The sequence below is a fragment of the Acinetobacter sp. PFS20 genome (assembly GCF_052261015.1).
GTDB lineage: Bacteria > Pseudomonadota > Gammaproteobacteria > Pseudomonadales > Moraxellaceae > Acinetobacter.
Map to the genome: position 1 here is coordinate 700,259 of NZ_JBPVZE010000001.1, position 24,081 is coordinate 724,339.

Consider the following 24,081-nt stretch of genomic DNA (forward strand, 5'->3'; position numbering starts at 1 on the left):
AAACTTACTTTTTAGCAGTCTTAAACACTGGATAAAAACGGAATAACTGCCATAAACATACCAGTAATAGCAAAAGGAAATAAACCAATGACCAAACTGGTAAAGACTGACCTAAAAAGGTCCAGTCAATAGCTGCACACTCACCTGAACCAGAAAGCACTTCTTGCAAAACTGCTTTCATAGGTAAAGCATCAATTAAATAATTTAAACCTGGTCCACAACTCGGTACTTGATCTGCAGGTAAATGCTGTATCCACACATGACGCCCTGCCACACCGACTGACCATAAAATTGCGATGCCAGCCAAAAATGCATAAAAGCGTTTAACCGCATTGGAAACTGGGTTATGCAAAAATGCTATGAGCGCCACAAAACCCATCGCCATTAAGCCAACACGTTGAAAAATACAGAGCGGACATGGCTCTAAACCTTTTACATGTTCCAGATACAACGCAAAAGACATGCCGACAATACTTGCTAAAACAAGTAGTCCACTCACCAAACGGTAACTTAATCGCATGTAAAACCTCGTTTTATTATCGATATTGTTCAAGATATTGATCAAAACTGACCTGAATATCTTGCTCAAGTTGTTCTTGCTGCTGTAACGACTGTGCAGCCAATTGTTCAAAATGTTTCAAGGTTTCCACACTAAGCTCATGCTCTTCATAACTTTCAGCATGTAATTGCGCCATGTGGCTACCAAAACTCCAAGTTCCACCATGTTTTAACGTATCGTCAATAACATGGGCAGATAAAGTCTCATCAACTTCATCAATTCGTGCTTGCATGATTGCTAATGCTGAACCATACAAGTCCGTTGCGTAGGTCTGATCGAGTAGCTGTGCACAATCTTGCATTTTTGCAATATATAAACGTGCCCAATCTTCGATGTGATATGACCCTGTTAAATCTGTAATGGTTGCGTTCGGTGCTCGACCTCGGTTTACCACCTCGGTCTGATTTTTCTCAACCAAGTCTTGCTCAGGACCTAACAAGTCTGGGCTATCACTTAACAGACAATAAAGTGCTAACACTTCAAGGAAGCCTGCCGTTGTTTCATCAACACCAATTGCCGAGTATGGGTTTACATCAACAGCACGTAGCTCAACATATCCCACCCCTCGATTTTTCAAGGCTTGAGATGGTGTTTCACCTTTTTGAGGCACCTGTTTTGGACGTACAAGACTGTAATATTCATTCTCAATCTGCAAAACATGATCATTGATTTGCAACGGCTCACCAGAGGCATCATTTAACCCTAAACGGCTAAATGGTGGGTAAGGAGAATGAACGGCTTTTTGTAAACCATCCAGATAGCCAGACAAATTATTGTAATGAATACCTAAGCTTTTTTGAGCTGAGTTTTGATAACCCAATCGTCCCATACGGAGTGCTGTAGCATACGGTAAATAGTATGAACCTTTGATTAAAGGCAACAACTGATGTTTATGTCCAGTTAAGAAACAACGACATACTGTTGGGCTAGCACCCACTAAAAACATAACTAACGGTGTTAAACGGATAAAATTACGAATAAGACCAAAATAACGATGGCTACGATAATCCTGCAAACTTAATGATTTTAATTGTTCGTCAATTTCATGAGCTTGTAGCTCGGCAAAAAGCGTATCTGGAAAAGATAAATTGTAATGCACGCCTGAAATGGTCTGCATACGGCGACCATATCGAATTCCTAGCCCACGACGGTATAGTGTTTTAAAACGACCAATATTAGACGTGCCGTATTGTGCTAGACGAATCCGCTCTTCATTGTCGTCTAACATACATGGCATAGACAGTGGCCAGAGTTTCTCACCATTTTCTAAATGACGATGCACAACCGCATGAATATCGGTGAGCTCATTCAAAGCTTCACCAATGGTTGGCTTAGGTGAGGTAATAAACTCCATTAATGCTTCTGAATAATCAGTCGTAATTTGTGGATGTGTTAAAGCCGAGCCCAATGCCTTTGGATGTAACTCTTGTGATAAGAACCCATTACTTTGCATACGTAGGCTTTCACGCTCTATTCCACGTAACATGCCTTGTAGTAGCGACGAATCCACCCAAGCAGGAATAACTGATTGAGAGGGTGTAGTGGGTTGACTCATGCATTTGCTCGCTTATTAAAGATCACTATATACAAAATCGTGAGATGATACGGCTATTTATATACTCACATCATTCCAGTTTGGCAATTTTTATCACAATCTTGTTATTTAAGACACGAAAGAATTGTGATTTTATTGAAGAATAATTGCTAAAGAGTTGTCAATATCATGAACGAACAAGACATTTTAAACTTTTGGTTTTCTCCTGAACACCGTTCACTTTGGTTTGCAAAAAGTGATGATTTTGACAAAAAAATCCGTGAAAATTTTTCTGACGTTCATCGACAGGCAACTCAAGTAGAACTCTGGTCTTGGCGAAAAACAGCTGAAGGCCGTCTGGCAGAGATTATTGTACTAGACCAGTTTTCTCGCAACATTTATCGTGATCAACCCCAATCTTTTGCCTACGACAGCTTGGCATTAGCTTTGGCACAAGAAACGATTAGCTTGCAACTCGATGCCCAGCTTAATCCAGAGCAACGTTCTTTCTTATATATGCCGTTTATGCATAGTGAATCAAAATTGATTCATGAGTTTGCCTTAAAACTCTTTCAACGCCTCGGCAATGAAATTAACTTAAGTTTTGAGAAAAAGCATAAAGTTATTATTGATCGCTTTGGACGCTATCCTCATCGAAATACCATTCTTGGGCGTGTTTCTACTCCAGAGGAAACCGAATTTTTATTAGAACCGAACAGTAGTTTTTAAAACTTCTTAATTTTTAATGCTGAGTCATCTATTTTTTAATGCTCAGCTGGGAGTTCATCATGAAATATCTCTCTCTTTGTTTAGCCTTAGGCACTGCCTTAACTTTAACTGCGTGTGCAACGACTCCAAGTAAACCAAAAACCTTTGATCAGCTTGGCCAGTTTTCAGCATATCCCCTAAATGCTCAAACGTTCCGTATTAGCTTTCAAGCCGACCCCAATATGAGTTATGGCAGAGCTGAAGAAATTACCTTGGTGAAATCAGCACAAACGACGATACAAAAAGGTTTCCGCTTTTTTAAAGTGCAAAATGATCCAAGTAATCAGAGCCAGAAACCACCACGTCAAGCTGTGGTTTATCCATCAGCTCCAAGCTTTTACCCATATGGTTATGGTCGTCGCTACCCAGGTTTCTGGCATGATCCGTTCTATGATTACCCACAAGTGGTCAATATCGACCCTGTTCAAGTGTCGTATACTATTGAATGTTATCGGGATCAAAAGCAGGCTCCACAGGATGCTTTTGATGCAACATTGATCTTGAAATCAATCGGACAAAAATATGGATTGAGTCCGACAGGAGAGCTGTTGCCACCGCCTGAGCCTCCAGTAAAACAAAAATGAATAGGATAAATTTATGAACATGGCAGAAGAAGTTCACCACGTGCCCAGTCTTAAACGTAGTAAATATTTTGCTACTCTGGCGCTTATTATTGTCGTTGTGCTGTGGATTGCACTGATGGTGGCTGATCGTTTTCTGCCAGAGTACACAGGTTTTATTCATATTTTAATGTTAGGAGCAGAAGCTGGTGTAGTCGGTGGTTTAGCCGACTGGTACGCAATTACGGTTCTGTTTCGGAACCCGTTTGGTAAGTTACCCATTCCTAAATTTTTGCGCGATCACACCGAAATTATTCCGCGCAACAAAGCTCGCATTGCAGAGTCAATGGGACGTTTTGTACAAGAAAACTTTCTTTCGCCTCAAGTGGTCGAACGAAGCTTAGAAAAAACTGACTTGAGCCTTGCAATTGGCCAATGGTTAGCAAGCCCACAAAACAATACTCAAGTGGTGCAGCTCATTCAGCAAACCGTACCGAAAATTTTTGAGTTTGTTAGCCAAGATCAAATTGCCAATTTTGTGCAAAACAATAGTGTGCAATGGGTGCGTAATACTGAGGTCAATAAACTCGCAAGTGAAATGCTACGCGCAGTATTGGAAAATGATTTCCATCAAGACGTTTTACAGCGTGGACTCGATATCGCGCATGAATGGGTGGTACAAAACCCAGATAAAACCCGTGAATTAACCCGAAAAATGTTTAAAGCACTTGGTGTCTGGTCACTTGCAAAAGGCGCAAGCTGGATTGGTATAGATGTTCAACAACGTACCATCGATTCCCTGGTTGAAAAAGTAGAATCGATGCTGGCAAACCCTGAACACCCATGGCGACAAGAAATTGAAACCATTGCCCACTCTCTCATGCTTGAGCTGGCAAAACCAGACAGCGTTGCTAGCCAACGTCTCAACAGCGGTAAAGATGCCCTTCTAGATAGTCCACAAGTCCTCAATTTCATCAGTGGCGCTGTTACGATTTTGTGTAATGCCATTAAAGAAGATTTAATGAAAGAAGATTCTGGCATTGCAATGAACCTAAGAGCGGCTATTCAGCAACTGGGTGAAAATCTTGTTCAAAATGCCAAAGTACGTGAAGTACTAAACAAAGAAATGACAGGACTTGCGCTGACTTTTACAGATCAATATAGCCATAAAATCATCCGTTATGTGAGCGAGCGTATTCATGAATGGGATTCACGTGAAATGATCGGAAAAATTGAAAATGAAGTCGGTGGCGACCTACATATGATCCGAGTAAATGGCGTTGTAGTCGGTGCATTTATTGGTTTAACCCTCGGTGTAATTCGGGCAGTGATCGAATCAATTTTATAACTTTAAATATTTTAATAAGAGAACAATATGCTTCAACTACAGTCCAAACTGGCCACTCAAGGCGTGACTATTTTTAGTACCATGACGGCAATGGCACATCGTTTAGGTGCTCTCAACCTGTCACAAGGCTTTCCAGATTTTCCCGCACCACAAGCCTTACTGGAAGCTTTGTCTCAGGCGACTTTAGCTGGGCATAATCAGTATCCACCCGGCGATGGTATTCTCGGTTTACGTGAACAGCTCGCTTTACAATTTCAGCAGCGTGACCAACTTCAACTTGACCCTGTAACGCAAATCACGATTACTCCCGGTGCAACCATTGCAATTTTTTGTGCCATACAGGCCTGCATCAATGCAGGTGATGAAGTCATTATTTTTGACCCAAGTTACGACAGCTACGGCCCTTCTGTGCAGTTAGCAGGGGGTAAAGCAGTTCATATTGCACTTGAAGCACCTGACTTTAAGGTGAACTGGCAGCAAGTTAAAGATTTGATTAATGACAAAACCCGTATGATTGTGGTGAATACTCCCCATAATCCAACAGGTACCATCTGGGCAAAACAGGATTGGTTAGAACTGATTGCACTGATTCAAGATAAAAACATTGTGGTTTTATCCGATGAAGTCTATGAACACTTAGTCTTTGATAACCAACAACACTTTAGTGCATTGCATTTTCCAGAGCTCAGAGAGCGTAGTTTTGTGATTGGGTCTTTTGGGAAAACCTTTCATGTGACGGGCTGGAAAACAGGTTATTGTGTCGCTTCACCTGAGTTAATGCGTTTATTTCGCCAGATTTACCAATATGCGAATTTCTGTGGCACGACGCCTTGTCAGATTGCTCTAGCGCAATATATGCAGCAACATCCGGAACATATTCAAGAGCTTTCGCAGTTTTACCAAACTAAGCGAGATCGTTTTAATCAGGCAATTCACAATAGCCGTTTTTTACTAAAACCATCTCAAGGGACATATTTCCAAAATCTTGATTACAGTCAGATTAGACCTGACTTAAACGATGTAGAAATGTGCCAGTTTCTTGCCGAGCAACATAAAATTGTGGCTATTCCTGTTTCAGTTTTCTACCAGCAAGCGCCCGAGTCTTTACGCCTGATTCGCTTCTGCTTTGCTAAAAATGATGAGACATTGCAAAAAGCAGGAGAAATCTTGAATGAATGTTAATAAATTTAGAAACTTAGCATAGTAAAACACTACAAGAAATTTCACCTAAATATGCTAAGTTGAATGTCTGCCCCGCTCATCAAAGAGATGGGCGATGGAGAACACATGCCACCAAGACAGTCTTTAATTCACCAGCAAAATCTATGGAAAACGTTTTTCGTTTTCTTACTGCCTCTCATTGCAACTAATATTTTGCAGAACTTGTCGGGGACGATTAACACCATCTTTGTTGGTCAAATGATGGGAGTTGATGCAATTGCAGCAGTTTCTGTATATTTCCCTATTTTATTCTTGCTTCTCGCTTTTATTATCGGGATTTCAACGGGTACTACTGTTTTAGTAGGGCAAGCATGGGGCGCGCAAAATATAGAGAAAGTCCAGAGTGTGGTGGGTTCTACCCTGTTTATGACACTGATTGGTGGGGTAATTACTGCGATTATCGGTGTGTTTTTTGCCCACGATATTTTAGAGTTATTGGGTACTGATCCAAAGGTAATGCATCTTGCTTTGCCTTATGTGCAATGGATGCTGGCGGGTAGCCCGCTTCTGTTTGTTTATATTATTTATACCTCAATTTTACGTGGTGTAGGCGACAGTACCACGCCTTTACTAGCATTGGCTTTAACCAGTGTCATCGGTGTAATTATTACACCAATTCTACTTAAAGGTTATTTTGGCTTCCCTGCTCTAGGAATTATTGCACCTGCTATAGCATCAATTATTAGTTACATCGCAATATTAATTTTCCTTGCGATTTATCTGAACAAGAAAAATCATCCGCTTAGACCTAATCGTCAGCTTCTGCAACATATCCGTCACAATCCAGAACTGAGCAAAATCATTTTGCGCTTAGGCGTCCCAACCGGCATTCAAATGATTACCACCTCAATGGCTGGCTTGGTTATTGTTGGATTAGTTAACCGTTATGGATCACATGCTACAGCAGCGTATGGTGCAGTGAATCAGGTGCTTAACTACATTCAGTTCCCTGCCTTATCGATCTCAATTGCGGCTTCAATTTTCGCCGCACAAGCGATTGGTGCTGGCAAATCAGATCTGTTAGCACGGGTAACCCGCACAGCTTTGGGAATGAACTTCTTATTTACAGGTACCTTAATTGCACTCGGCTATCTATTTTCAAAATATTTAATGGCTTTGTTTATTACCGACCCAACTGTGGTGGTGTTAGGGCAGCAACTTTTATTTATTGTACTTTGGGCAATTTTATTCTTTGGTGCAGGTGCCATTTTTGCATCGATCATGCGTGCCAGCGGAACCGTGACTGTTCCAATGCTACTTAATATTTCTGCTATTTTATTTATTGAAATTCCATGTGCTTACTGGTTTAGCTCAATATGGGGCCTTAAAGGAATCTGGGTTGCTTATGCCTTGGCATTCGTTAGTTTATGTATTATTCAAGGCTTGTATTACCAATTTATCTGGAAGAAAAAGAAGATCAAAGTTCTTATTTAGAACTAACTAAACCACATAAAAAAAGCCATCATTTGATGGCTTTTTTCGTTAAAAAATTATTTCATTAATTTGGTCACAATGGTTGAAGCACGTTGATATCCCGTTGGGAATAAACGCTGGAATGCATCAAGAATTTTTGCATCGCTACCAATCAATAAACGGCGTTTATTTTTTAAGACAGCTTGTAAAATTTGACGAGCTGCTTCTTCAGGTGGAGTACGTAGTAGCTTATCAAAGTTTTGGATCGATTTAGTCGGGTCCATCCCTAAACTATTCAAGCTATCACTCATTTTTGCAGCTTTAGCAATATTGGTGCGGATTCCACCCGGATGTACGCACAACGAGCTTACGCCACTTTTTTCAATATCTAACTCTTGGCGTAATGATTCAGTAAAACCACGTACAGCAAATTTAGTCGCGTTATAACCAGATTGAGTCGGTTGAGCAGTTAAACCAAATAGGCTCGAGATGTTAATAATGTGCCCATCTTGAGTTTGCTTAATGAACGGTAAAAACTCTTTAGTTCCGTACACCACACCCCAGAAGTTAATCCCAACAATCCACTCTAAATCTTCGTAGGTTGCACCTTCGACAGTTGAGCCTAACGCAACACCAGCATTGTTAAAAATCAGGTTAACAGAACCATGATCTTGTACAGTTTCTTGTGCCCACTGCTTTACAGCTTCACGATCCGACACATCAAGCTTTTTGGTAGTAACCGTAATATTGCTGTACGGTTTTAAAAGCTCGACAGTTTGTTGTAATCCTTTTTCATTAATATCACTCAACGAAAGATGGCAGCCCTGTTTTGCCAAAAGAATTGCTAGCTGTTGCCCAATGCCAGAACCTGCGCCCGTAATTGCAGCGACTTTGTTTTTAAAATTTTTCATTGTCCATCCTTTGTTTTTCGATATTTGCACAACCGGTTCATTGCATGTGCAGTTCAGACATCTTCAATATAATTTTGACAATATCCATTGTCAATATAGTACACTGTAATTTCAGATAGAATGGCACAATTCTTCTGAGAGCTTTATCATAGTGAGCATATTTGGCCAAAACCTATAAATTAGGAAACCATTCTTTAGGAAACGACTTATTTATGGCGACTAACGACTCAACCAGTAAAAAGAAAACAAAAAGTGTGAGTAAAGAACGTCAGTTCAAAGGGTTATCTCTATCTGAACGTAAAGAGGCGCGCCGTGAAAAATTGATTGAAGCAGGTATTGCGACCTACGGAACACTCGGTTTTTTTTCCGTGACGGTAAAAGATGTATGCCAAGAGGCAAAACTCACAGAACGTTATTTTTATGAATCATTTAAAAAGAGTGAAGATTTATTCCAAACCATCTTTTTAAAAATGATTGAAGAATTACAGCAGAACTTAATGCAAGCCGTGATTAAAGCTACCCCCGATCCAGAAAAAATGGTCGATGCTGGTTTAAGAGCACTGCTGACAACATTAAAAGACGACCCAAGATTAGCTCGTATTGTCTATGTCGACGCAGTTTTGGTACAAGAGTTACATAATCAGGCCACTATTCAAGAAACACTTGCGCAATTTGATCGCATGATTCAAGCCTTTGTTATGCTGACCATGCCGCAAATTCAACACCACGAAAATGAGCTTTCTTTAATCGCAACTGGTTTGAATGGATACGTCACTCAAATTGCGATTCGATGGGTCATGGGAGGGTTTGAACAGTCTCTTGAGCAGGTTTTAACCGCATGCCGTATCGTTTTCTTATCTTTATTAGCGCAAGTTTCAAAATAATATTAAAGTTTTTTGACAGACATAAATACGCTAAACCAGTTAAGCTATTAAAGTGATAACCTATTGAATGATTTTAAGAAAATTAAGGTCTTCATGTCACAATTTGGTCATACCTTTGCCTTGGTTTTGTCACAAATTATTGCTAAATTTAATTTTATAGACTTTTCTGCAATGAAATTGTCATAATTAATCTTTGTAATAAGCCTGTCATAACTACAAAACGGTTCACCGTTAAATCTATAGGATATTGCGCTGTGAAAGATGACTATATTTTAATTGTCGATGATGAGCTTCCTATTCGCGAAATGATCCATACTTCTTTGGACATGGCAGGCTTTCAGTGTTTACAGGCAGAAGATGCCAAACAGGCTCATCAAATTATCGTCGACCAACGTCCGGCGCTTATCTTGCTTGATTGGATGTTACCTGGAGGCGTAAGTGGTGTCGATTTATGTCGCCGCTTAAAACGAGATGAAAACCTAGCAGAAATTCCAGTCATTATGTTGACTGCTCGCGGAGAAGAAGACCACAAAGTACAAGGTCTTGACGCAGGTGCAGATGACTACATGACTAAGCCTTTCTCAACACGTGAACTGGTTTCACGTATTAAGGCTGTTCTGCGTCGTGCCAATGCATTAAGTGGCGAAAAAACCATTGATGCCAATGGATTAATTCTTGATCCTGTAAGCCAGCGTGTTAGCTTTGGCAACAGCATTTTAGATATGGGTCCAACTGAATATCGCTTACTTGCATTTTTTATGACCCATCCAGAGCGTGCATATACACGTGCCCAGTTGCTCGATCAAGTGTGGGGCGGTAATGTATATATCGAAGACCGCACTATCGATGTGCACATTCGCCGTTTGCGTAAAGTTTTAGAACCTTTTGGTGTTGACCGATTTGTTCAGACTGTGCGTGGAACTGGCTACCGTTTCTCAACACGTGCAGATTTAGCCGCAGGTTAACCAAGATTTATGTATGAACCCTACCCCGTCCCAGAACAGGTACGTGAACAAAAACTTTCTCGCTACAGTAGTTTATGGACGTTTGCCAAACAAGATTTACGGCTCTTATTATTTTTTCTAATTATTGCCGGTTTAGTCGGTTTAGGCGTTGGGTATTTCTGGAGCTGTATTTTTATCGCCTTCGTGGTGTTTTTTACACTCCAGTTGCGTTCTTTATATCTGGTCAATGACTGGATTGCGAATAAACCTTATGACGTTCCTCCAAATCTTAATGGGATTTGGGGGGCATTATTATTTAATGTCTACCGTGCTCAGCGCCAAGAACGAATTGTACAGGCCGAAATGGTCGGTTTAATTGACCGTGCACAGTCCTCTTTGGTTGCGCTTGCTGAAGCCGTTGTTTTAATTGATGACCAACATCAAATCGAGTGGTGGAACCCTGCTGCCGAACGTTTGTTAGGAATCAGTCCTCTCGACCGTGGTCGTAACTTATTAACGATTTTACGTCAGCCGACCTTTATTGAATATTTTAACAATATTGATCAGGCACCCGATGGGATTAAGCTTCACTCAAATTTTGATGATGACCGATATGTACAGGTCAAACTCACAAGATTTGGTGGAGAAAGTCGCTTATTGGTGGCTTACGACGTGACTCGTATGCACAACCTTGAGCAAATGCGTAAAGACTTCGTCGATAATATTTCTCATGAACTTCGAACCCCTTTAACCGTACTGAGTGGTTATATCGAGACATTTACCGATCAGGAAGATATTAGTCCGCGCTGGAAACGTGCTTTTGATCAGATGCAGTCTCAAACTAAGCGTATGAATGCTTTGGTGAATGACTTACTGCTGTTATCGAATTTAGAAAATAATAAAAAAATTGCAAAAAATCAGATTATTGAAATGCCGAGTTTAATGAGTCAACTCTTTGATGATGCTCAGGCCTACAATGCCGATTATGGACACACGCTCAATTTACACATTGATAGCCACTGTGACCTGATTGGTTCTGACATGGAAATTGCTAGTGCATTTAGTAACTTAATTACCAATGCTATCAAGTACACACCTAAAGGTGGAACCATTACTATTGGCTGGCACGACGATGGTGAACATGCATACTTTAGTGTACAAGACACAGGTATTGGAATTAACCCTAAACATTTGCCACGTCTGACTGAGCGCTTCTACCGCGTAGACAGCGATCGTAGTCGTCAAACAGGTGGAACTGGTTTAGGTCTTGCGATTGTAAAACACGTGTTGATGCAACACGGCGCGTATTTAGATGTACAGTCTAAAGAAAACGAAGGATCAACATTTACCGCAGTTTTTCCAAAAGAAAGACTCTATAACATGACCTAAAGTTGCCCCCGCATATATAAAAAGCCGACTGATGAAAAGTCGGCTTTTTTATAATATTTAAGCTAAGTTACTTAAAATTCGAACAATAAGATTTCGTCTGATTTTTCTCTAGGATATTTAAAAAACTAGTGGCAAAAGTATTACTTTGACGCAGTGCGTCACGGTGATCTCCGCCATCAATTGTTTGATAGATAGTTGGTTTTTTTAATTTACATAACTGTTGGTAATAAGCTGATGTCCCTCTAGGGTCGACTAAATGATCTTTAGAACCTTGAACAATCATTAACGGTACAGTAGGCACCATATTTTCAATGGACTGTTGTTTTAGATAAGCCAAAAGAGGTTTTAAATCGGCATCAGATCGAAATATGCTAGAAGGAGATTTCTTCAAGTCAGATTGAAGTTCAGATAAACAACGACTGCGTCCTTGAGTCAATACTGTGTTCATTTCTGGGCTTACCAGTTTTTCAGGAACGATGCTTGGATCTGCTGCTTGTGCTCCTAATAATACAATCGGGAAAAATGCTGCCACACTTGGTTCTGGGTTTGGATTACTCTGCACATATTCTGCAATGCCCTCATATTGATAGCCGCCTGGTGCAAGAGCGATTGCCCCTTTTAAATCCAGTTCAGGCGCATCTTTTTGACCATAAGCAGACACTGCAATTGCCGCAGCTCCGCCTTGACTGTGCCCCATCACCAACCACTGTTTATTAAAACTCTTAGGCTTGAGCATATGTAATGCCCGCACTGCATCAACCACCGTATGAAGCTGGCTCTTTGCATTCATGTAAGGATGCCCACCCGGTGTACCTAAACCCTGATAATCAGGTGCAACAACTGCATAGCCACGTGCAAGCCAACCATCTAAAGCTTTAGAAGCAACTTCTTGGTATGAATGAACGGGGCCGCCAACATAATCACCCGAAGGTGCACAAGTATCAGCAACTCCAGTCGTGCCATGCGCCCAAGCCAGTATCGGCCAACCATTTTTTGGCGGAGTGCCTTTTGGTAATAAAATAAAAGCGGATGCCACAATGGGCTCGCCCTTAATCCCTCGACTACGATAATTAACTAACAAACGCTGATCAGCATGAGGAAATAAATCTGTCACATCTTGCCGTTCTAGAGACAGTATTGAACCCGGTTTGTCGCTCACAATTTGCTTACCCAAATCTGTAATGGGAACAGCCATAGCAGAACCAGACACCAAACAAGCGCTGCTAAATAAAATTTTTAAAAAAGAATTACTTTTTTTAATCAAGGGATTACTCCTCTATTATTTACATTATATCTATTTAAATAATTAATTTATAAAATATAAATTACCATAAAATCTTCTATATTTATATTTAACTCAAAATAATTTACATTTATATATAAACACTTAAAATCTAATTAGAATATATTTTAAAGAAATGTATTATAAATATCGTTGCAAAAATTAATCCAATTTCAATAATAAAAAATATATGCTGATATTTTCTTAATTACTATAGCGATTAAAATGTCAAAACAATATAAATTTATACCCTATCTGATTTGTCTTATTCTCGGTTCTCTACCTATCCATAGTTTTGCAGACGTAGAAGTGTATGGTCCTGGTGGGCCAGCACCTGCCATGAAAGAAGCCGCCAAACAATTCAGCAATAAAACGGGGATAGCAGTCCATGTGACTTCTGGTCCAACTTCTCAATGGTATGACAAAGCGAAATTAGATGCCGATGTTATATATAGTGGTTCTGAAGCCATGATGTCTGATTTCGAAAATGCTTTTTCTGAGCAAATTATAAAAGACTCGGTGGAACCTTTATATTTACGCCCAGCAGCGATTTTAGTACGCAAAGGAAATCCTAAAAATATTAAAGGATTTAAAGATCTAGCTAAACCCAATATTAAAGTTTTAGTTACTCATGGTGCAGGTCAGGTAGGTATGTGGGAGGATATCGCTGGTAGAACTGGCAATATTCAATTAACCAAATCTATTCGAAAAAATATTGCCACCTATGCAGCCAATACAGGTATTGCCAAGAAAAACTGGGAAGAAAATAGCAGTTATGATGCTTGGTTAGTTTTTAATATTTGGGGAATTAGTAACCCAGATGTTGGAAAAATTATACCTATTGAACCAGAGCTGGTTGTCTATCGTGATACAGGTGTTGCGTTAACCAAACATAGTTTAAAAGACGCTGAAGCTAAACGTTTTGTAGAGTTCTTATCGTCTCAGCAAGGTCATACTATTTTCAAAAAATATGGTTGGACAAAATAATTAAAAAAGGGAGCGTAGCTCCCTTTTCTTTTTTAAAATTATTCACTCTAGTTCACCTAGAATATATTCATTTCAAATTAAATATACGCCAACGGCATATAAACTTCCCAATATGAGACAAAAGGCTGAACTGATATACCAAAATAAATCACTATTACCGACAAATTTTGACTTTAACCATGGAAAAGCCAGACCACGGATAAGAAAAACCGCTGCAACAAGCGACAAAATAAGTTTAGTAAATGGTAATAGCTGTATTCCCTTTGCTGCAAAGAAAGCATAAGTAGCACATACCGTTAGAATTAATCCCACAGCTATAGCTGTAAAATTAGGATACCAATGCCCTCTTTCAACCATCTGAACAATACTTTTCCCGGCCCCTAAAAACCGAAAACCATTTGCCCCCCAGAACACACAAACAAAATGAAGTAATGCGGCACAGAATGTTAATAATGCAGCAATATAAAGTAGAGCGTTCGGAAGTGAGTGCATTAGATTTTATACTAATAAATATGTGTGATATTTATTATACTCAATTATAAAATATATAAAACTTATTGATAGTTGAAATGAATTTAACTTGGTATTTAATATTTTAAATACCAAGCTCAGGTAATCTCAATTATTTACTCTCAAACTCTTTAAAATCAGCTTTTCTGATTTTTGCATGGATCCCTTTGGTTTTATCTACAACTTGTGAAACTTCAAAATCTGTTGCGGCACTTAAATACGCATAAGCCGTTGCTTCATCAATACCGTATTCTTGATTTAGGAAACGAATGGCTTCACGTGTAGATTTCTTCATGGCTTCATCTAAATCTTCATCAAGACCCGGTGTAATCCAAAACTCAGCATTTTCAGCTAAAGGTTGTTTTAACTCTTTACCCGGTATTTTATCTTTACCTGCTTTGAGCAAGGTAAATTTTAGGGTCGCACGTGCTGAAGCTTCGAGTGCAGTTAATGCAACTTCACCGTCCCCTTGCGCGAAATGACTATCACCCGTATAGAATAATGCGCCTTTGACCTGAACAGGATAATAAGCTGTTGAACCTGCACCTAGTTCATTAATATCAATATTTCCACCATACATTGCAGGGGGTACAGAGTGAACAGGCTCAGAAGTATTGGCTGCTACCCCCATAATTCCCATAAAAGGATACAGCGGGAAACGTATTGATTTACCCGATTCTGTTTTTAATACACCTTCGTACTCACCTTTAGCATTTTTTTCAATTGGTGTGAAAATTGAGACATTTCCATAGCGTTCAGGATGCTCAGCCGATGCATTTTCTTGCTTTTCTTTTTTAGGAAATTCCCCCACTAATGCACCTTTACCATGTCGATTTGAAATAACACCGTAAGGTACACGCGGCTCAACTTTAAGTACCTCAACTTTCAAAATATCACCGGGCTGTGCGCCTTCAATTGCAACAGGGCCTGTCACAATATGTGGCCCATCTTTATGAAAATCATGCTTTAAATTTGACTGCGTAATTGTTTTTGCATCTTCCAATATTTCATTAGATTTGACACCTTTCGATTGAAAGAACTTTTCAGCATTACGCCCTTGGTCTTCAAGCAAACCTTCATGAGAAACCGTATCAAATGTCACAACACTACCCGACGGAACAGTAAGCACGGGTTTAGCATCCCGATTCGGTAAATAGCCCCATGTAATAGTATTTAAAGTAGATGGAACGTAATAATTACCTTTATATTCGCCACTTTGAAGTTGAGTAGGCTGTTTTGAAATTTGATTTAAAACTTTAAAATCATTGGCATGAGTGAGTGAAATACAAAGTACAGATAAAACCGCAGCTGTAAGGCTTTTAACTTTTAACATGATTTCAGAACCTAAAAAATATGAAAATTACAGTAAGGTCCTGAATAGTTAGCAAGCATTGTGCCAAGGCTAAAGCCTGTGCAATATTTAAAAAACGCTTCATATTTATAAAATTAAATAATTTTTTTAGATTTAACAACTTATCTTCAAATAGAATTAAAATTACGACTTAAGTCTAACTTAAATATTTCTTTCTATTTTTATTTATTAATTTTCAATCATATTAATATTTTTGCTCTCTTCAGACACATATTTATGGACTAGCTTCTATAATGTCTTATTTCAGATCACTTTATCATAATTATATATTTATATAATATAAATATAAACACAGTTATATATTTTACTTTTATATAATTTAAATCAAAAAATAAACCCTGAATAATTAAAGTCAGGGTTTACTTATCTTATAGGGGTTATATCGTTTACTAAACTGTATGTCCCATGCGCTCGCCCATTACAACCACAGACTCAGCTTTAAAGCGTTGTTCCCATTCGATCTTATCTTTTTCAAATAAAATAACTGCAGTAGAACCTAAATAAAAACGTCCAAGCTCAGCACCTTTCTCTAGCTTTAATTGATGATGCTGTAATTCGATACGACCTGAAGGTTTCACTTTACCTGTTGCAACAGTTTCAATACCAGCAACAATCATTGCACCCACTAACACAACAGCCATACGGCCAAGTTCAGTATCAAACAAACACACCATGCGTTCATTACGGGCAAATAGTCCCGGTACATTTTCAGCAGTCACCTGATTTACCGAAAATAGCTCACCTGGTACATACAAAGTTTCAGTTAATGTACCTGCAAACGGCATATGTACACGGTGGTAATCGCGTGGTGATAAATAAACTGTTGCGAACTCACCATCTTGGAATGGCTGAGCAAGTTGTGGGTCGCCAATGAGTTTCTCTACAGAGAAGCTTTGGCCTTTTGCTTGAAATACTTCACCTGCAGTGATCTTACCAATTTGAGAAATAGCACCATCAGCTGGAGACACGATGCTATCTGCATTTTCGTCAACGAGACGCACACCATCTTTTAAAGCACGAGTAAAAAAGTCATTAAAAGATTTATATTTCAGTGCATTGCCTTGTTCAGCAATCGATAGATCAATCCCATATTTAGTTTTAAATGCATGAATAACAGCAGTTTTCACAACTGGATTTTCACTCGCAGCAACTTTACCTACCACACGGCTCAATTGGTGCTGTGGTACAAGGTTTTGTGCCTTAATAAATAATTCTTTTTTTAATCGAGATGTGAAACTCACGACGGTGATTCTCCAGTAATAATAGGACTATCGAGGCGATTGCCCCATTCACTCCACGCACCATCATAGGCTTTTGCTTCCCAGCCCAAGAGCCTAGCCAAAATATAGGCCAAACCGGAACGGTGATGTGACTGGCAGTACACAACTACAGGTTGCTGTAAATCGAACCCAAGTTGTTCAAGGCGCTGCCGCGTGCGTTCAAGCGGATGCAATTTTAGATGATTTTCACGATTAAGTGCAGTACTCCATTCAAAATGGAGCGCATTTGGAATGTGACCGCCGCGTCGCGCTGCTAAACGGACACCACTATATTCATCACTCGTGCGGCAATCCCACAATTGCACATTTTCTTGCTCAACTTGCTTGCGCAGCTCTTCATAGTTCACTCGGAACTGAGCAGCATGCGATAAATCAATCTGAATTAAGTCTGCAACAGGAGAAACTTTTTCGACTTCGGCTGTGGTTGGTAGCCCTGCTCCTAACCATGCATGGATACCGCCATTAATTAAACTGGTACGAGTGAATCCTAAGCAATGCAAATTCCAGATTAAACGCCCAGCCCATGCTCCGCCTTCATCATCATAAACCACGACATGATGATTAGGTGAAATATTCAATTTTTCAATCAGTGCTTGCAAACCTGCTTCATCTGGCAAAATGCCAGTAGCTTCTTCATCTTGAGCCACCAACCATTTCGGCTGTAAGTGAATAGCATGAGGGACATGGAGTTGTTCATAAACCGATGCACGGCTCAAATCTACAACGCGAATATATTCATTGCCTAAATAAGGCACTAACTCTTCTGCTTCTATTAATAAATCGAGTTTAAAATCTGGAGGTGTCATCGTCATGGTTACTTTTTATACCAGCTTATTTCCAATCTTAGCATAAGCATATATCTAACAAACTCTGATTTTCTGCAACTCTTTAGCAGAAAATCAGATATCAGCATTCTTACTTTTAAAAATACAAAATAGAGAGACTATTTATTACTTAAACCACTTCTTCAAGTTCTTCGATTTCAAAAACCTGACGTAAATAAGCCAAGAAAGTATCGTTATCAGTCATGGTTTTACCGGGACTATCAGAGATTTTCGCAACCGACTGGCCATTACATTCAACAAGTTTCAACACAATATTGAGCGGCTTTTGTCCCATATCATTAGTCAAATTAGTTCCAATACCAAAACTCACCTGAAAACGATCTTTAAAGTATTGATGTAATTCCCATGCTTTTGGCAAATTAAGACCATCGCTAAAAGTCAGCATCTTAGTTTTGGTATCAATTTTTAATTTACGATAATGCGCATAGGCCTTATCACCCCATTCGTAAGGGTCACCACTATCATGGCGTAGGCCATCAAATAGTTTCGCGAAGTACAAGTCAAAATCTCGCAGGAACGCATCCATACCAACAACGTCAGTCAAAGCAATTCCTAAGTCTCCGCGATATTCTTGAACCCACGTCTCTAAAGCAGCTTTTTGAAAGTCACGCAGACGTACATCAAGGGCCTGAAAAGCTTGTAGGAATTCATGAGCCATGGTCCCAATTGGTGTAATGTTTAACTCTTTTGCGAGCAGGACATTACTTGTACCACGGAACACATTTGGCACTGTTTTATGAAAGGCTGCTACAACATGTTTTTGCCATACGAAGCTATAACGGCGACGTGTACCAAAATCAGAAACTAAGAATGGAGGATCATTCGGTTTTTGTGTTTTTTCAAATTCCTGAATCAATTCAAGCTTAGCCTTTAAACGGCGCTCGCCTTCAGCCCATACTTCATCGGTTTTGATACGACTAAAATAAAGTTCATTTACAATTGCCAATACAAAAATTTCAAACATCATGGCTTGGACCATCGGACCTTCAATATGAATATCCAAACGACCTTGCGCATCAATGCTAGCTCGAATAAAGCGTCGCTTCAGTTGAAACAGTTCTAAGTAATCGACAAAATCACTTTTTATAAAGCGTAATTTACGTAAATATTGAAGCTCGTCTTCTTTATATTTGAGATTACATAAATGGTCGAGTTGCTCATTTAAGTCATCCAAAATATCCACTAACGGATAGACTGTATCTTCTAAGTTTCTGCAACGAAAATGATAGACACTATGTGTTTGCGGGAATTTATGCAAAACCACTTGTAGCATCGTAAATTTGTACAAGTCTGTATCTAGTAAAGAATGGATAATTGGAGACATAGTCAATGATTATTCGCTTGCTTCTTAGCATTAAAGCATATTTTTATAAATCAATTGCGAGCTTTTAGACCATTGTTGCAATTCCATGAAATTTCCTTTTAAAAATCATTTAATTTAAATTCTGCTAAACTAAACCAATTCAATTAATTGCAGAAATTTGCTTTAACTATGCGCGCTTTAATACAACGAGTTCTTGAAGCCAAAGTGGTGGTTGACGGTGAGACTACTGGTGAAATCCAACACGGACTACTAGTTTTTTTAGGCATTGGCCGTGATGACACTTTAGCAATTGGCCAAAAGCTTATTGATAAGATTTTGAAATATCGAATCTTTGATGACGAACAAGGCAAAATGGGATGGAATGTTTCTCAAGCAAATGGTGGAATCCTGCTTGTTTCACAGTTTACCCTGATGGCCCAAACGCAAAAAGGTTTACGTCCAGATTTTGGTCCAGCCATGCCACCAGCAGATGCCAAAGCTTTATATGAACAGTTGGTTGAATATACCCATTCACAATTCGAAAACGTTCAAACCGGTATTTTTGCAGCCGATATGAAGGTTCATCTTATTAATGATGGTCCTGTGACGTTTAACTTAGAAGTCGAAGCGTAGATATAAAAAAACTCCCATTTGGGAGTTTTTTTATATCTGGCGATTAACGACCAGTTTTTTCTTTAATAAAAGCACGTGCCTGACGTACTTTCTCTTTAACTGGTTTTGGCAACTTAGGCGGAATGAGTCTAGCCACTTGGTTAAACCAAACAAGTAGGCTGAAGTCTCCTTCCATCTTAATACTGCCGTTTTGCATGCCTGTCATAAATGCAGTTGGGTCACCTTTAATCAAAGTTTTTACACCCTGTTCGCTATCTGCAAATTGCAAGATAAAGTCAGCTTTTTCAGCTGCGCCTGCAACAGTATCGATCTGTCCATTATTAATAATGATCTGACGTGCAACACCTAAGTCCGTACCAATCTGAATACGGAAAGCGCGGTCATGAATCAATTCAATAAACTTAGGGCTAGTACGTGCCAATTGCTTCATACGCAGCACTAAACCTGCTACCAATAAATCTAACGGGTCTGTACTGACATCAACGAGAGGTAACTTGACTACAGGTATAGAAGAAAGTTTCATGAACATTCACGCCTATTGTATTTTTATGAAAACTTTAGTGCAAAACTCAACAAGAACATACCATTGCTTGTGTTTTGTGCATCAACTGATAATTTTTAGCTGGCAACGCAATCTAGATGAAACGTCAACAGACGCGTCTATCGTAGCATAACTGGCTATTTTTTAATAAATGCTTTGTATAATAAAAATCACGTTTCGTAAATAAAAAAGGCATGCTGTGCATACCTTTTTACCGTTAGATAACAATTTAATTATCGGCTAGAACATTGCTGCTGATCATCTTCATATACTGGCGTGTGTTCTATATATTGGCGATTTGCCAAAGCCTTTTGTGCCTGTTTATCCTCACGTAACAAAACAAATGTAACCATTACCATCGCTAGACTTAGTGCAGTTAAATAACTATATGTGACTGGCATTTCAAAAGTGACTTGAACTCCAAAACGGACCACTTCCAATAGCCCCCAAAAGAACATCCCTGCAAGCATAAAACCAAGCCAACGACGGTAAGGAGAAAAGAAAACAGCAACAAGCGCGACAGCGATCAAGCTGAATCCGGCGATAGCGGCAAAATTCGCTGTTACCATAGAAACCTCCGTCTTAATGAAAACGTCTAAAAAGATTCGGTCTTAAAACCCGACCTCATTCCAAAAACAACTTTAATTCATAATTTGTGTTGAAGCTTAGGATGCATTATGGATGTTTTTTTTTAGAAAAAAAGACCCGTTTTTTCTTAATGCGACATACTTTGTCGCAACATTCTTTTGTCATTACATTTTTGTAAAATTCAAAAAGTTCGATTCCCTATATGGCATCAATTCTGGCGTGTCATTACAAAAAAATATGCTGTTTTTAAGGACCAAAATAAGTTTTTTTCAGATTTTTTTATTGCCTTTTTTCTGTGCAAAATTCTGTCATAACTTGCTTGTTTTTATGACTATTCTGCATAAAAAAAGCGCTACTCTGAAGTAGCGCTTAAAGCTTAGCCTTAAACATTAAGCACGGTTTAAATCTTTGTCATGCATGCCCAGCAAATACAGCACGCCATCTAAGCCCACACTTGAAATAGCCTGATTTGCATTTTGACGAACTAACGGTTTAGCGCGATAAGCTACACCTAAGCCTGCAATAGCAAGCATTGGCAAATCGTTTGCACCATCACCTACTGCCATCGCTTGCTCTAGAGAAATACCCATTTTATTTGCAAGTTCGCGTAATAACTCAGCTTTACGAGCGCCATCAACAATTGCGCCTTTTACTTCACCTGTTACGAAACCGTCTTGAACATCTAAAATGTTGGCATGAACTTCATCAATACCAAGTTTACCTTGTAGATATTCAGCAAAATATTGGAATCCACCAGATAAAATTGCCGTTTTATAACCAAGCGCTTTTAAAGTTGAGATAAGACGTTCTGCACCTTCAGTAATGGTTAAACGCTCTGCAATTTTAGGTAGAACAGCAGCATCTAGCCCTTTTAATAATGCAACACGAGCACGGAAGCTTTGCTGGAAATCAAGCTCACCTTGCATTGCTCTTTCAGTAATTTCAGCAACTTGTGCGCCTACCCCTGCTTCAATCGCTAACTCATCAATCACTTCTTGTTCAATGAGTGTTGAGTCCATATCAAAACAAACTAAACGGCGGTTACGTCGATAAGCGTTGTCTTCTTGAACAGCGACATCAATATTTAATTCGCTTGAAAGAAGTAAACATGCTGCACGCATAGCTTGAGCATCTAGAGTTGGGCCACTGCTTAAACCAAACTGTACACATGCACGTCGTGGGAATGCGCTATCCTTTTCAAAGTCAACACGGCCTGATAAACGGGTAACCGTTTCAATGTTAAAGCCTTGGCTAGACACAATTTGTGTAACCGCTTGTAAGTGTGCAGCAGTGAGTTCAGGGGCTAAAGCCGTGACGATATAACGAGTACGACCACCTTCAGTTACCCATTGATCGTATTCTGCGCCTGTGATTGGTTTAAAGCGCACTGTTAAGCCAATATCATGTGCTAAAATCAGAATTTCTTTCATTGCCAATGCAGTCGCAGTTTCATTATCGGAAGCGACTACAATGCCTAATGTAAGTTGATTATGAATAACAGCCTGACCTACATCCAGTATTTGCAATGAATGTACGGATAGTACTTGCATTAATCGGGTAAACTGGTTTGGTTGGTCTGGTCCTAAAAAGGATATAAGAATGATTTCTCGCATGAATTGACTCTAGTCTGAGTGACAACTATTGTAAGAATCATAATCGAATTTCAATATAATTGCCTTGGAAGTTTAACTTGATTGCGCCTAGACAAGGGCTATTTGCTAGCCTACTGATCGTTAGTTTTGCATTGCATACCTTTTTAATGGTGATTGCAACGACACACCAGCTTAATGAAAACCGTGCGAGTCAAGGTCAGCTCATGACTAGTCAACTCGTGGCCGACAGCTTATCTGAGCTAGAACCTGCTAATACGGTATCTTTAGCTCTGATTGCCAATCGCTATGCGACCAATCCAAGCGTTGCGTCTATTCGCATTCTTGATGCCAACAAACAAGTACTGGCAACGAGTGGAATTTCAAAAACTCGCCAAGGTGAGATTTTTGCTCGCGATGCTTTGCAAAACGAAAAGAAAGTAGGCTCTATCGAGGTTACGCTGATTCAGCCAAGTATTGGCGAAATTTTGCGCACACAATGGCTAGCAATCTTAGCATCTCTGTTTTTGCATGTTTTATTATGGCTTGCTTATCGCGCGATTGCCCGTCCAACCCGTAGCGAATACTTGGCACGCATTAATGAAGAAAACCGCTTGAAACATGAAATTCAGCAATTAACTCAGGCGCTTGCATTAGAAAAACAAAATACGGTGACATTGGTTGCCCAAGCTCAGCAACAAGCTAAAGCTAAACCAGCGCTTCGCCCACAGCCAGAGAAAACTTCAGATTCAGCTGACCAACATACTTTGGCACTCAATATTCAGTTTTATGACCCTAAACAGTTATTAAGCAGTGTTAACCAATCGGTATCTGTTCCGTACTTTAAACTCTGTCAGCTCTTTTTAAACAAGAGTATTGAGTTATGTGTGAAACATTACCAATTAAAGTTAGCAGACATTGAAGTTGTAAATGAATTTAATGCTGACGGCGCGACACTTGCGATTTCAACCTCGCATACGCATGCCGTAGAGTGTTTACTCATGATTGGAACTGTCTTCCAACTACTCTCAGACGTTTTATATAAACGTTACCGCGAAGATAAACGCTTTGCGCTGCAAACCCGTAGCGCAACGTGTAATGCTGTAGAAGCGATGCAAATTGATGCGAAAGAAGCGGCTCAACGTTTAGCACAGCATCTTCATGCGAAAGAATCTGCTTTATATCTTGAAAATGATCAACTCAAAGCAATTCAAGACAGCTATCAACTTGTTGCAATGCCAAACCCAAGCAATGTGATGACTCGTCATGCCTTTATGATCAATGGTATGAATGCAGAGTGTGCTGAACTTGCCCAAAATATCCGGACTGAGATTTTGATGGGGAAAAAATCAATCCCACAAAATGATAGTCCAAGCAGTGCAGCTTCATAAAAAATAACTGCGCATATCAGAACCTAGCCTTTTGGCTAGGTTTTTTTTATTTAAATTCATTGTTTTTATTTTAAATTATTCCATTTTCTTATGATTTATTTGTATAAATAAAGCTGGATCTATTCTATCTCGATGCAAAGTTGGATAAATCAGAATCATAGGCAAAATTATCTAAACAGCGTAAACTATGCAAAATTTATTAAATAGAAATTGTCTAACGACAAAAAAA

General features: G+C 39.3%; 23 protein-coding genes. 11 read left to right on the top strand and 12 right to left on the bottom strand.

All coding sequences use genetic code 11. The features are described 5' to 3' along the window. Positions 1 to 4 precede the first annotated feature (4 nt). Both ACS125_RS03355 and gshA read right to left on the bottom strand, forming a co-directional pair. The gene (locus tag ACS125_RS03355) at positions 5 to 520 is read right to left on the bottom strand and encodes a disulfide bond formation protein B (RefSeq protein WP_174739788.1); all 516 of its coding nucleotides are present in this window, start codon (positions 518 to 520) and stop codon (positions 5 to 7) included. A gap of 16 nt (positions 521 to 536) precedes the next feature. Further along, the gene (gshA, locus tag ACS125_RS03360; RefSeq protein WP_443270529.1) at positions 537 to 2,114 is read right to left on the bottom strand and encodes a glutamate--cysteine ligase; all 1,578 of its coding nucleotides are present in this window, start codon (positions 2,112 to 2,114) and stop codon (positions 537 to 539) included. A gap of 168 nt (positions 2,115 to 2,282) precedes the next feature. Here gshA and ACS125_RS03365 point away from each other — a divergent pair, with 168 nt between their 5' ends. From ACS125_RS03365 to ACS125_RS03385, 5 genes are all read left to right on the top strand, one after another. Beyond that, positions 2,283 to 2,822 (top strand): DUF924 family protein, encoded by a 540-nt coding sequence (locus ACS125_RS03365; protein WP_443270531.1) that lies wholly within the window; start codon positions 2,283 to 2,285, stop codon positions 2,820 to 2,822. A gap of 59 nt (positions 2,823 to 2,881) precedes the next feature. Then, the gene (locus ACS125_RS03370) at positions 2,882 to 3,445 is read left to right on the top strand and encodes a CC0125/CC1285 family lipoprotein (RefSeq protein WP_005300533.1); all 564 of its coding nucleotides are present in this window, start codon (positions 2,882 to 2,884) and stop codon (positions 3,443 to 3,445) included. A gap of 13 nt (positions 3,446 to 3,458) precedes the next feature. Next, positions 3,459 to 4,769: a DUF445 domain-containing protein gene (locus tag ACS125_RS03375; RefSeq protein WP_443270534.1), complete on the top strand. Its 1,311-nt coding sequence runs from the start codon at positions 3,459 to 3,461 to the stop codon at positions 4,767 to 4,769. Positions 4,770 to 4,796: 27 nt separating this feature from the next. Beyond that, complete coding sequence (locus ACS125_RS03380; RefSeq protein WP_151963738.1) at positions 4,797 to 5,951, top strand: pyridoxal phosphate-dependent aminotransferase; 1,155 nt, start codon at positions 4,797 to 4,799, stop codon at positions 5,949 to 5,951. Between the two features lie 105 nt (positions 5,952 to 6,056). Continuing rightward, entirely contained in the window at positions 6,057 to 7,424 is a 1,368-nt protein-coding gene (locus tag ACS125_RS03385; protein WP_250375011.1) for an MATE family efflux transporter, read from the top strand. A gap of 56 nt (positions 7,425 to 7,480) precedes the next feature. Here the strand turns inward: ACS125_RS03385 and ACS125_RS03390 are convergent, their stop codons facing one another. After that, entirely contained in the window at positions 7,481 to 8,314 is an 834-nt protein-coding gene (locus ACS125_RS03390; RefSeq protein ID WP_151963737.1) for an SDR family NAD(P)-dependent oxidoreductase, read from the bottom strand. 212 nt (positions 8,315 to 8,526) lie between these two features. Between ACS125_RS03390 and ACS125_RS03395 the strand changes: the two genes are divergently transcribed. The 3 genes from ACS125_RS03395 to phoR all read left to right on the top strand — a co-directional run bounded on the left by ACS125_RS03395 (position 8,527) and on the right by phoR (position 11,531). Beyond that, entirely contained in the window at positions 8,527 to 9,198 is a 672-nt protein-coding gene (locus tag ACS125_RS03395; RefSeq protein WP_004790119.1) for a TetR/AcrR family transcriptional regulator, read from the top strand. 254 nt (positions 9,199 to 9,452) lie between these two features. Further along, positions 9,453 to 10,163, top strand: coding sequence for a phosphate regulon transcriptional regulator PhoB (gene phoB, locus ACS125_RS03400; RefSeq protein WP_000650776.1), 711 nt, complete (start codon positions 9,453 to 9,455; stop codon positions 10,161 to 10,163). Positions 10,164 to 10,172: 9 nt separating this feature from the next. Further along, the gene (phoR, locus tag ACS125_RS03405) at positions 10,173 to 11,531 is read left to right on the top strand and encodes a phosphate regulon sensor histidine kinase PhoR (protein WP_005300516.1); all 1,359 of its coding nucleotides are present in this window, start codon (positions 10,173 to 10,175) and stop codon (positions 11,529 to 11,531) included. A gap of 67 nt (positions 11,532 to 11,598) precedes the next feature. On the opposite strand, the gene ACS125_RS03410 is transcribed toward phoR, so the two are convergent. After that, positions 11,599 to 12,795: an alpha/beta fold hydrolase gene (locus ACS125_RS03410; RefSeq protein WP_443270540.1), complete on the bottom strand. Its 1,197-nt coding sequence runs from the start codon at positions 12,793 to 12,795 to the stop codon at positions 11,599 to 11,601. 243 nt (positions 12,796 to 13,038) lie between these two features. Between ACS125_RS03410 and ACS125_RS03415 the strand changes: the two genes are divergently transcribed. Continuing rightward, the gene (locus tag ACS125_RS03415; protein WP_443270542.1) at positions 13,039 to 13,800 is read left to right on the top strand and encodes an AcfC family putative adhesin; all 762 of its coding nucleotides are present in this window, start codon (positions 13,039 to 13,041) and stop codon (positions 13,798 to 13,800) included. A 72-nt stretch (positions 13,801 to 13,872) separates the two neighbouring features. On the opposite strand, the gene ACS125_RS03420 is transcribed toward ACS125_RS03415, so the two are convergent. The 5 genes from ACS125_RS03420 to pncB form a co-directional block, all read right to left on the bottom strand. After that, positions 13,873 to 14,292 (bottom strand): hypothetical protein, encoded by a 420-nt coding sequence (locus tag ACS125_RS03420; RefSeq protein WP_004790123.1) that lies wholly within the window; start codon positions 14,290 to 14,292, stop codon positions 13,873 to 13,875. A gap of 130 nt (positions 14,293 to 14,422) precedes the next feature. After that, positions 14,423 to 15,643 carry an acetamidase/formamidase family protein gene (locus ACS125_RS03425; protein ID WP_443270544.1) on the bottom strand — a complete coding sequence of 407 codons (1,221 nt, stop codon included), beginning with the start codon at positions 15,641 to 15,643 and terminating at the stop codon, positions 14,423 to 14,425. A gap of 428 nt (positions 15,644 to 16,071) precedes the next feature. After that, the gene (gene asd / locus ACS125_RS03430; RefSeq protein WP_209734485.1) at positions 16,072 to 16,923 is read right to left on the bottom strand and encodes an archaetidylserine decarboxylase; all 852 of its coding nucleotides are present in this window, start codon (positions 16,921 to 16,923) and stop codon (positions 16,072 to 16,074) included. Further along, positions 16,920 to 17,768 carry a sulfurtransferase gene (locus ACS125_RS03435; protein ID WP_174731778.1) on the bottom strand — a complete coding sequence of 283 codons (849 nt, stop codon included), beginning with the start codon at positions 17,766 to 17,768 and terminating at the stop codon, positions 16,920 to 16,922. The genes asd and ACS125_RS03435 overlap by 4 nt, the downstream gene beginning before the upstream one ends. A 148-nt stretch (positions 17,769 to 17,916) precedes the next feature. After that, a complete protein-coding gene (gene pncB, locus ACS125_RS03440) occupies positions 17,917 to 19,131 on the bottom strand; it encodes a nicotinate phosphoribosyltransferase (RefSeq protein WP_443270547.1) in 1,215 nt (404 codons plus the stop codon). Positions 19,132 to 19,299: 168 nt separating this feature from the next. Here pncB and dtd point away from each other — a divergent pair, with 168 nt between their 5' ends. After that, positions 19,300 to 19,743 (top strand): D-aminoacyl-tRNA deacylase, encoded by a 444-nt coding sequence (gene dtd / locus ACS125_RS03445; RefSeq protein ID WP_151963731.1) that lies wholly within the window; start codon positions 19,300 to 19,302, stop codon positions 19,741 to 19,743. Between the two features lie 43 nt (positions 19,744 to 19,786). Here dtd and ACS125_RS03450 read toward each other — a convergent pair whose 3' ends face one another. The 3 genes from ACS125_RS03450 to serB form a co-directional block, all read right to left on the bottom strand. After that, entirely contained in the window at positions 19,787 to 20,266 is a 480-nt protein-coding gene (locus tag ACS125_RS03450; RefSeq protein ID WP_151963730.1) for an SCP-2 sterol transfer family protein, read from the bottom strand. 251 nt (positions 20,267 to 20,517) lie between these two features. Continuing rightward, positions 20,518 to 20,853, bottom strand: coding sequence for a ciprofloxacin tolerance protein AciT (aciT, locus tag ACS125_RS03455; protein WP_004704819.1), 336 nt, complete (start codon positions 20,851 to 20,853; stop codon positions 20,518 to 20,520). 408 nt (positions 20,854 to 21,261) lie between these two features. Beyond that, positions 21,262 to 22,485, bottom strand: a complete 1,224-nt coding sequence (serB, locus tag ACS125_RS03460; protein ID WP_004790139.1) for a phosphoserine phosphatase SerB — start codon at positions 22,483 to 22,485, stop codon at positions 21,262 to 21,264. A 59-nt stretch (positions 22,486 to 22,544) separates the two neighbouring features. On the opposite strand from serB, the gene ACS125_RS03465 reads away from it, so the two are divergent. Beyond that, a complete protein-coding gene (locus tag ACS125_RS03465) occupies positions 22,545 to 23,852 on the top strand; it encodes a hypothetical protein (RefSeq protein ID WP_443270550.1) in 1,308 nt (435 codons plus the stop codon). Positions 23,853 to 24,081: the final 229 nt, after the last annotated feature.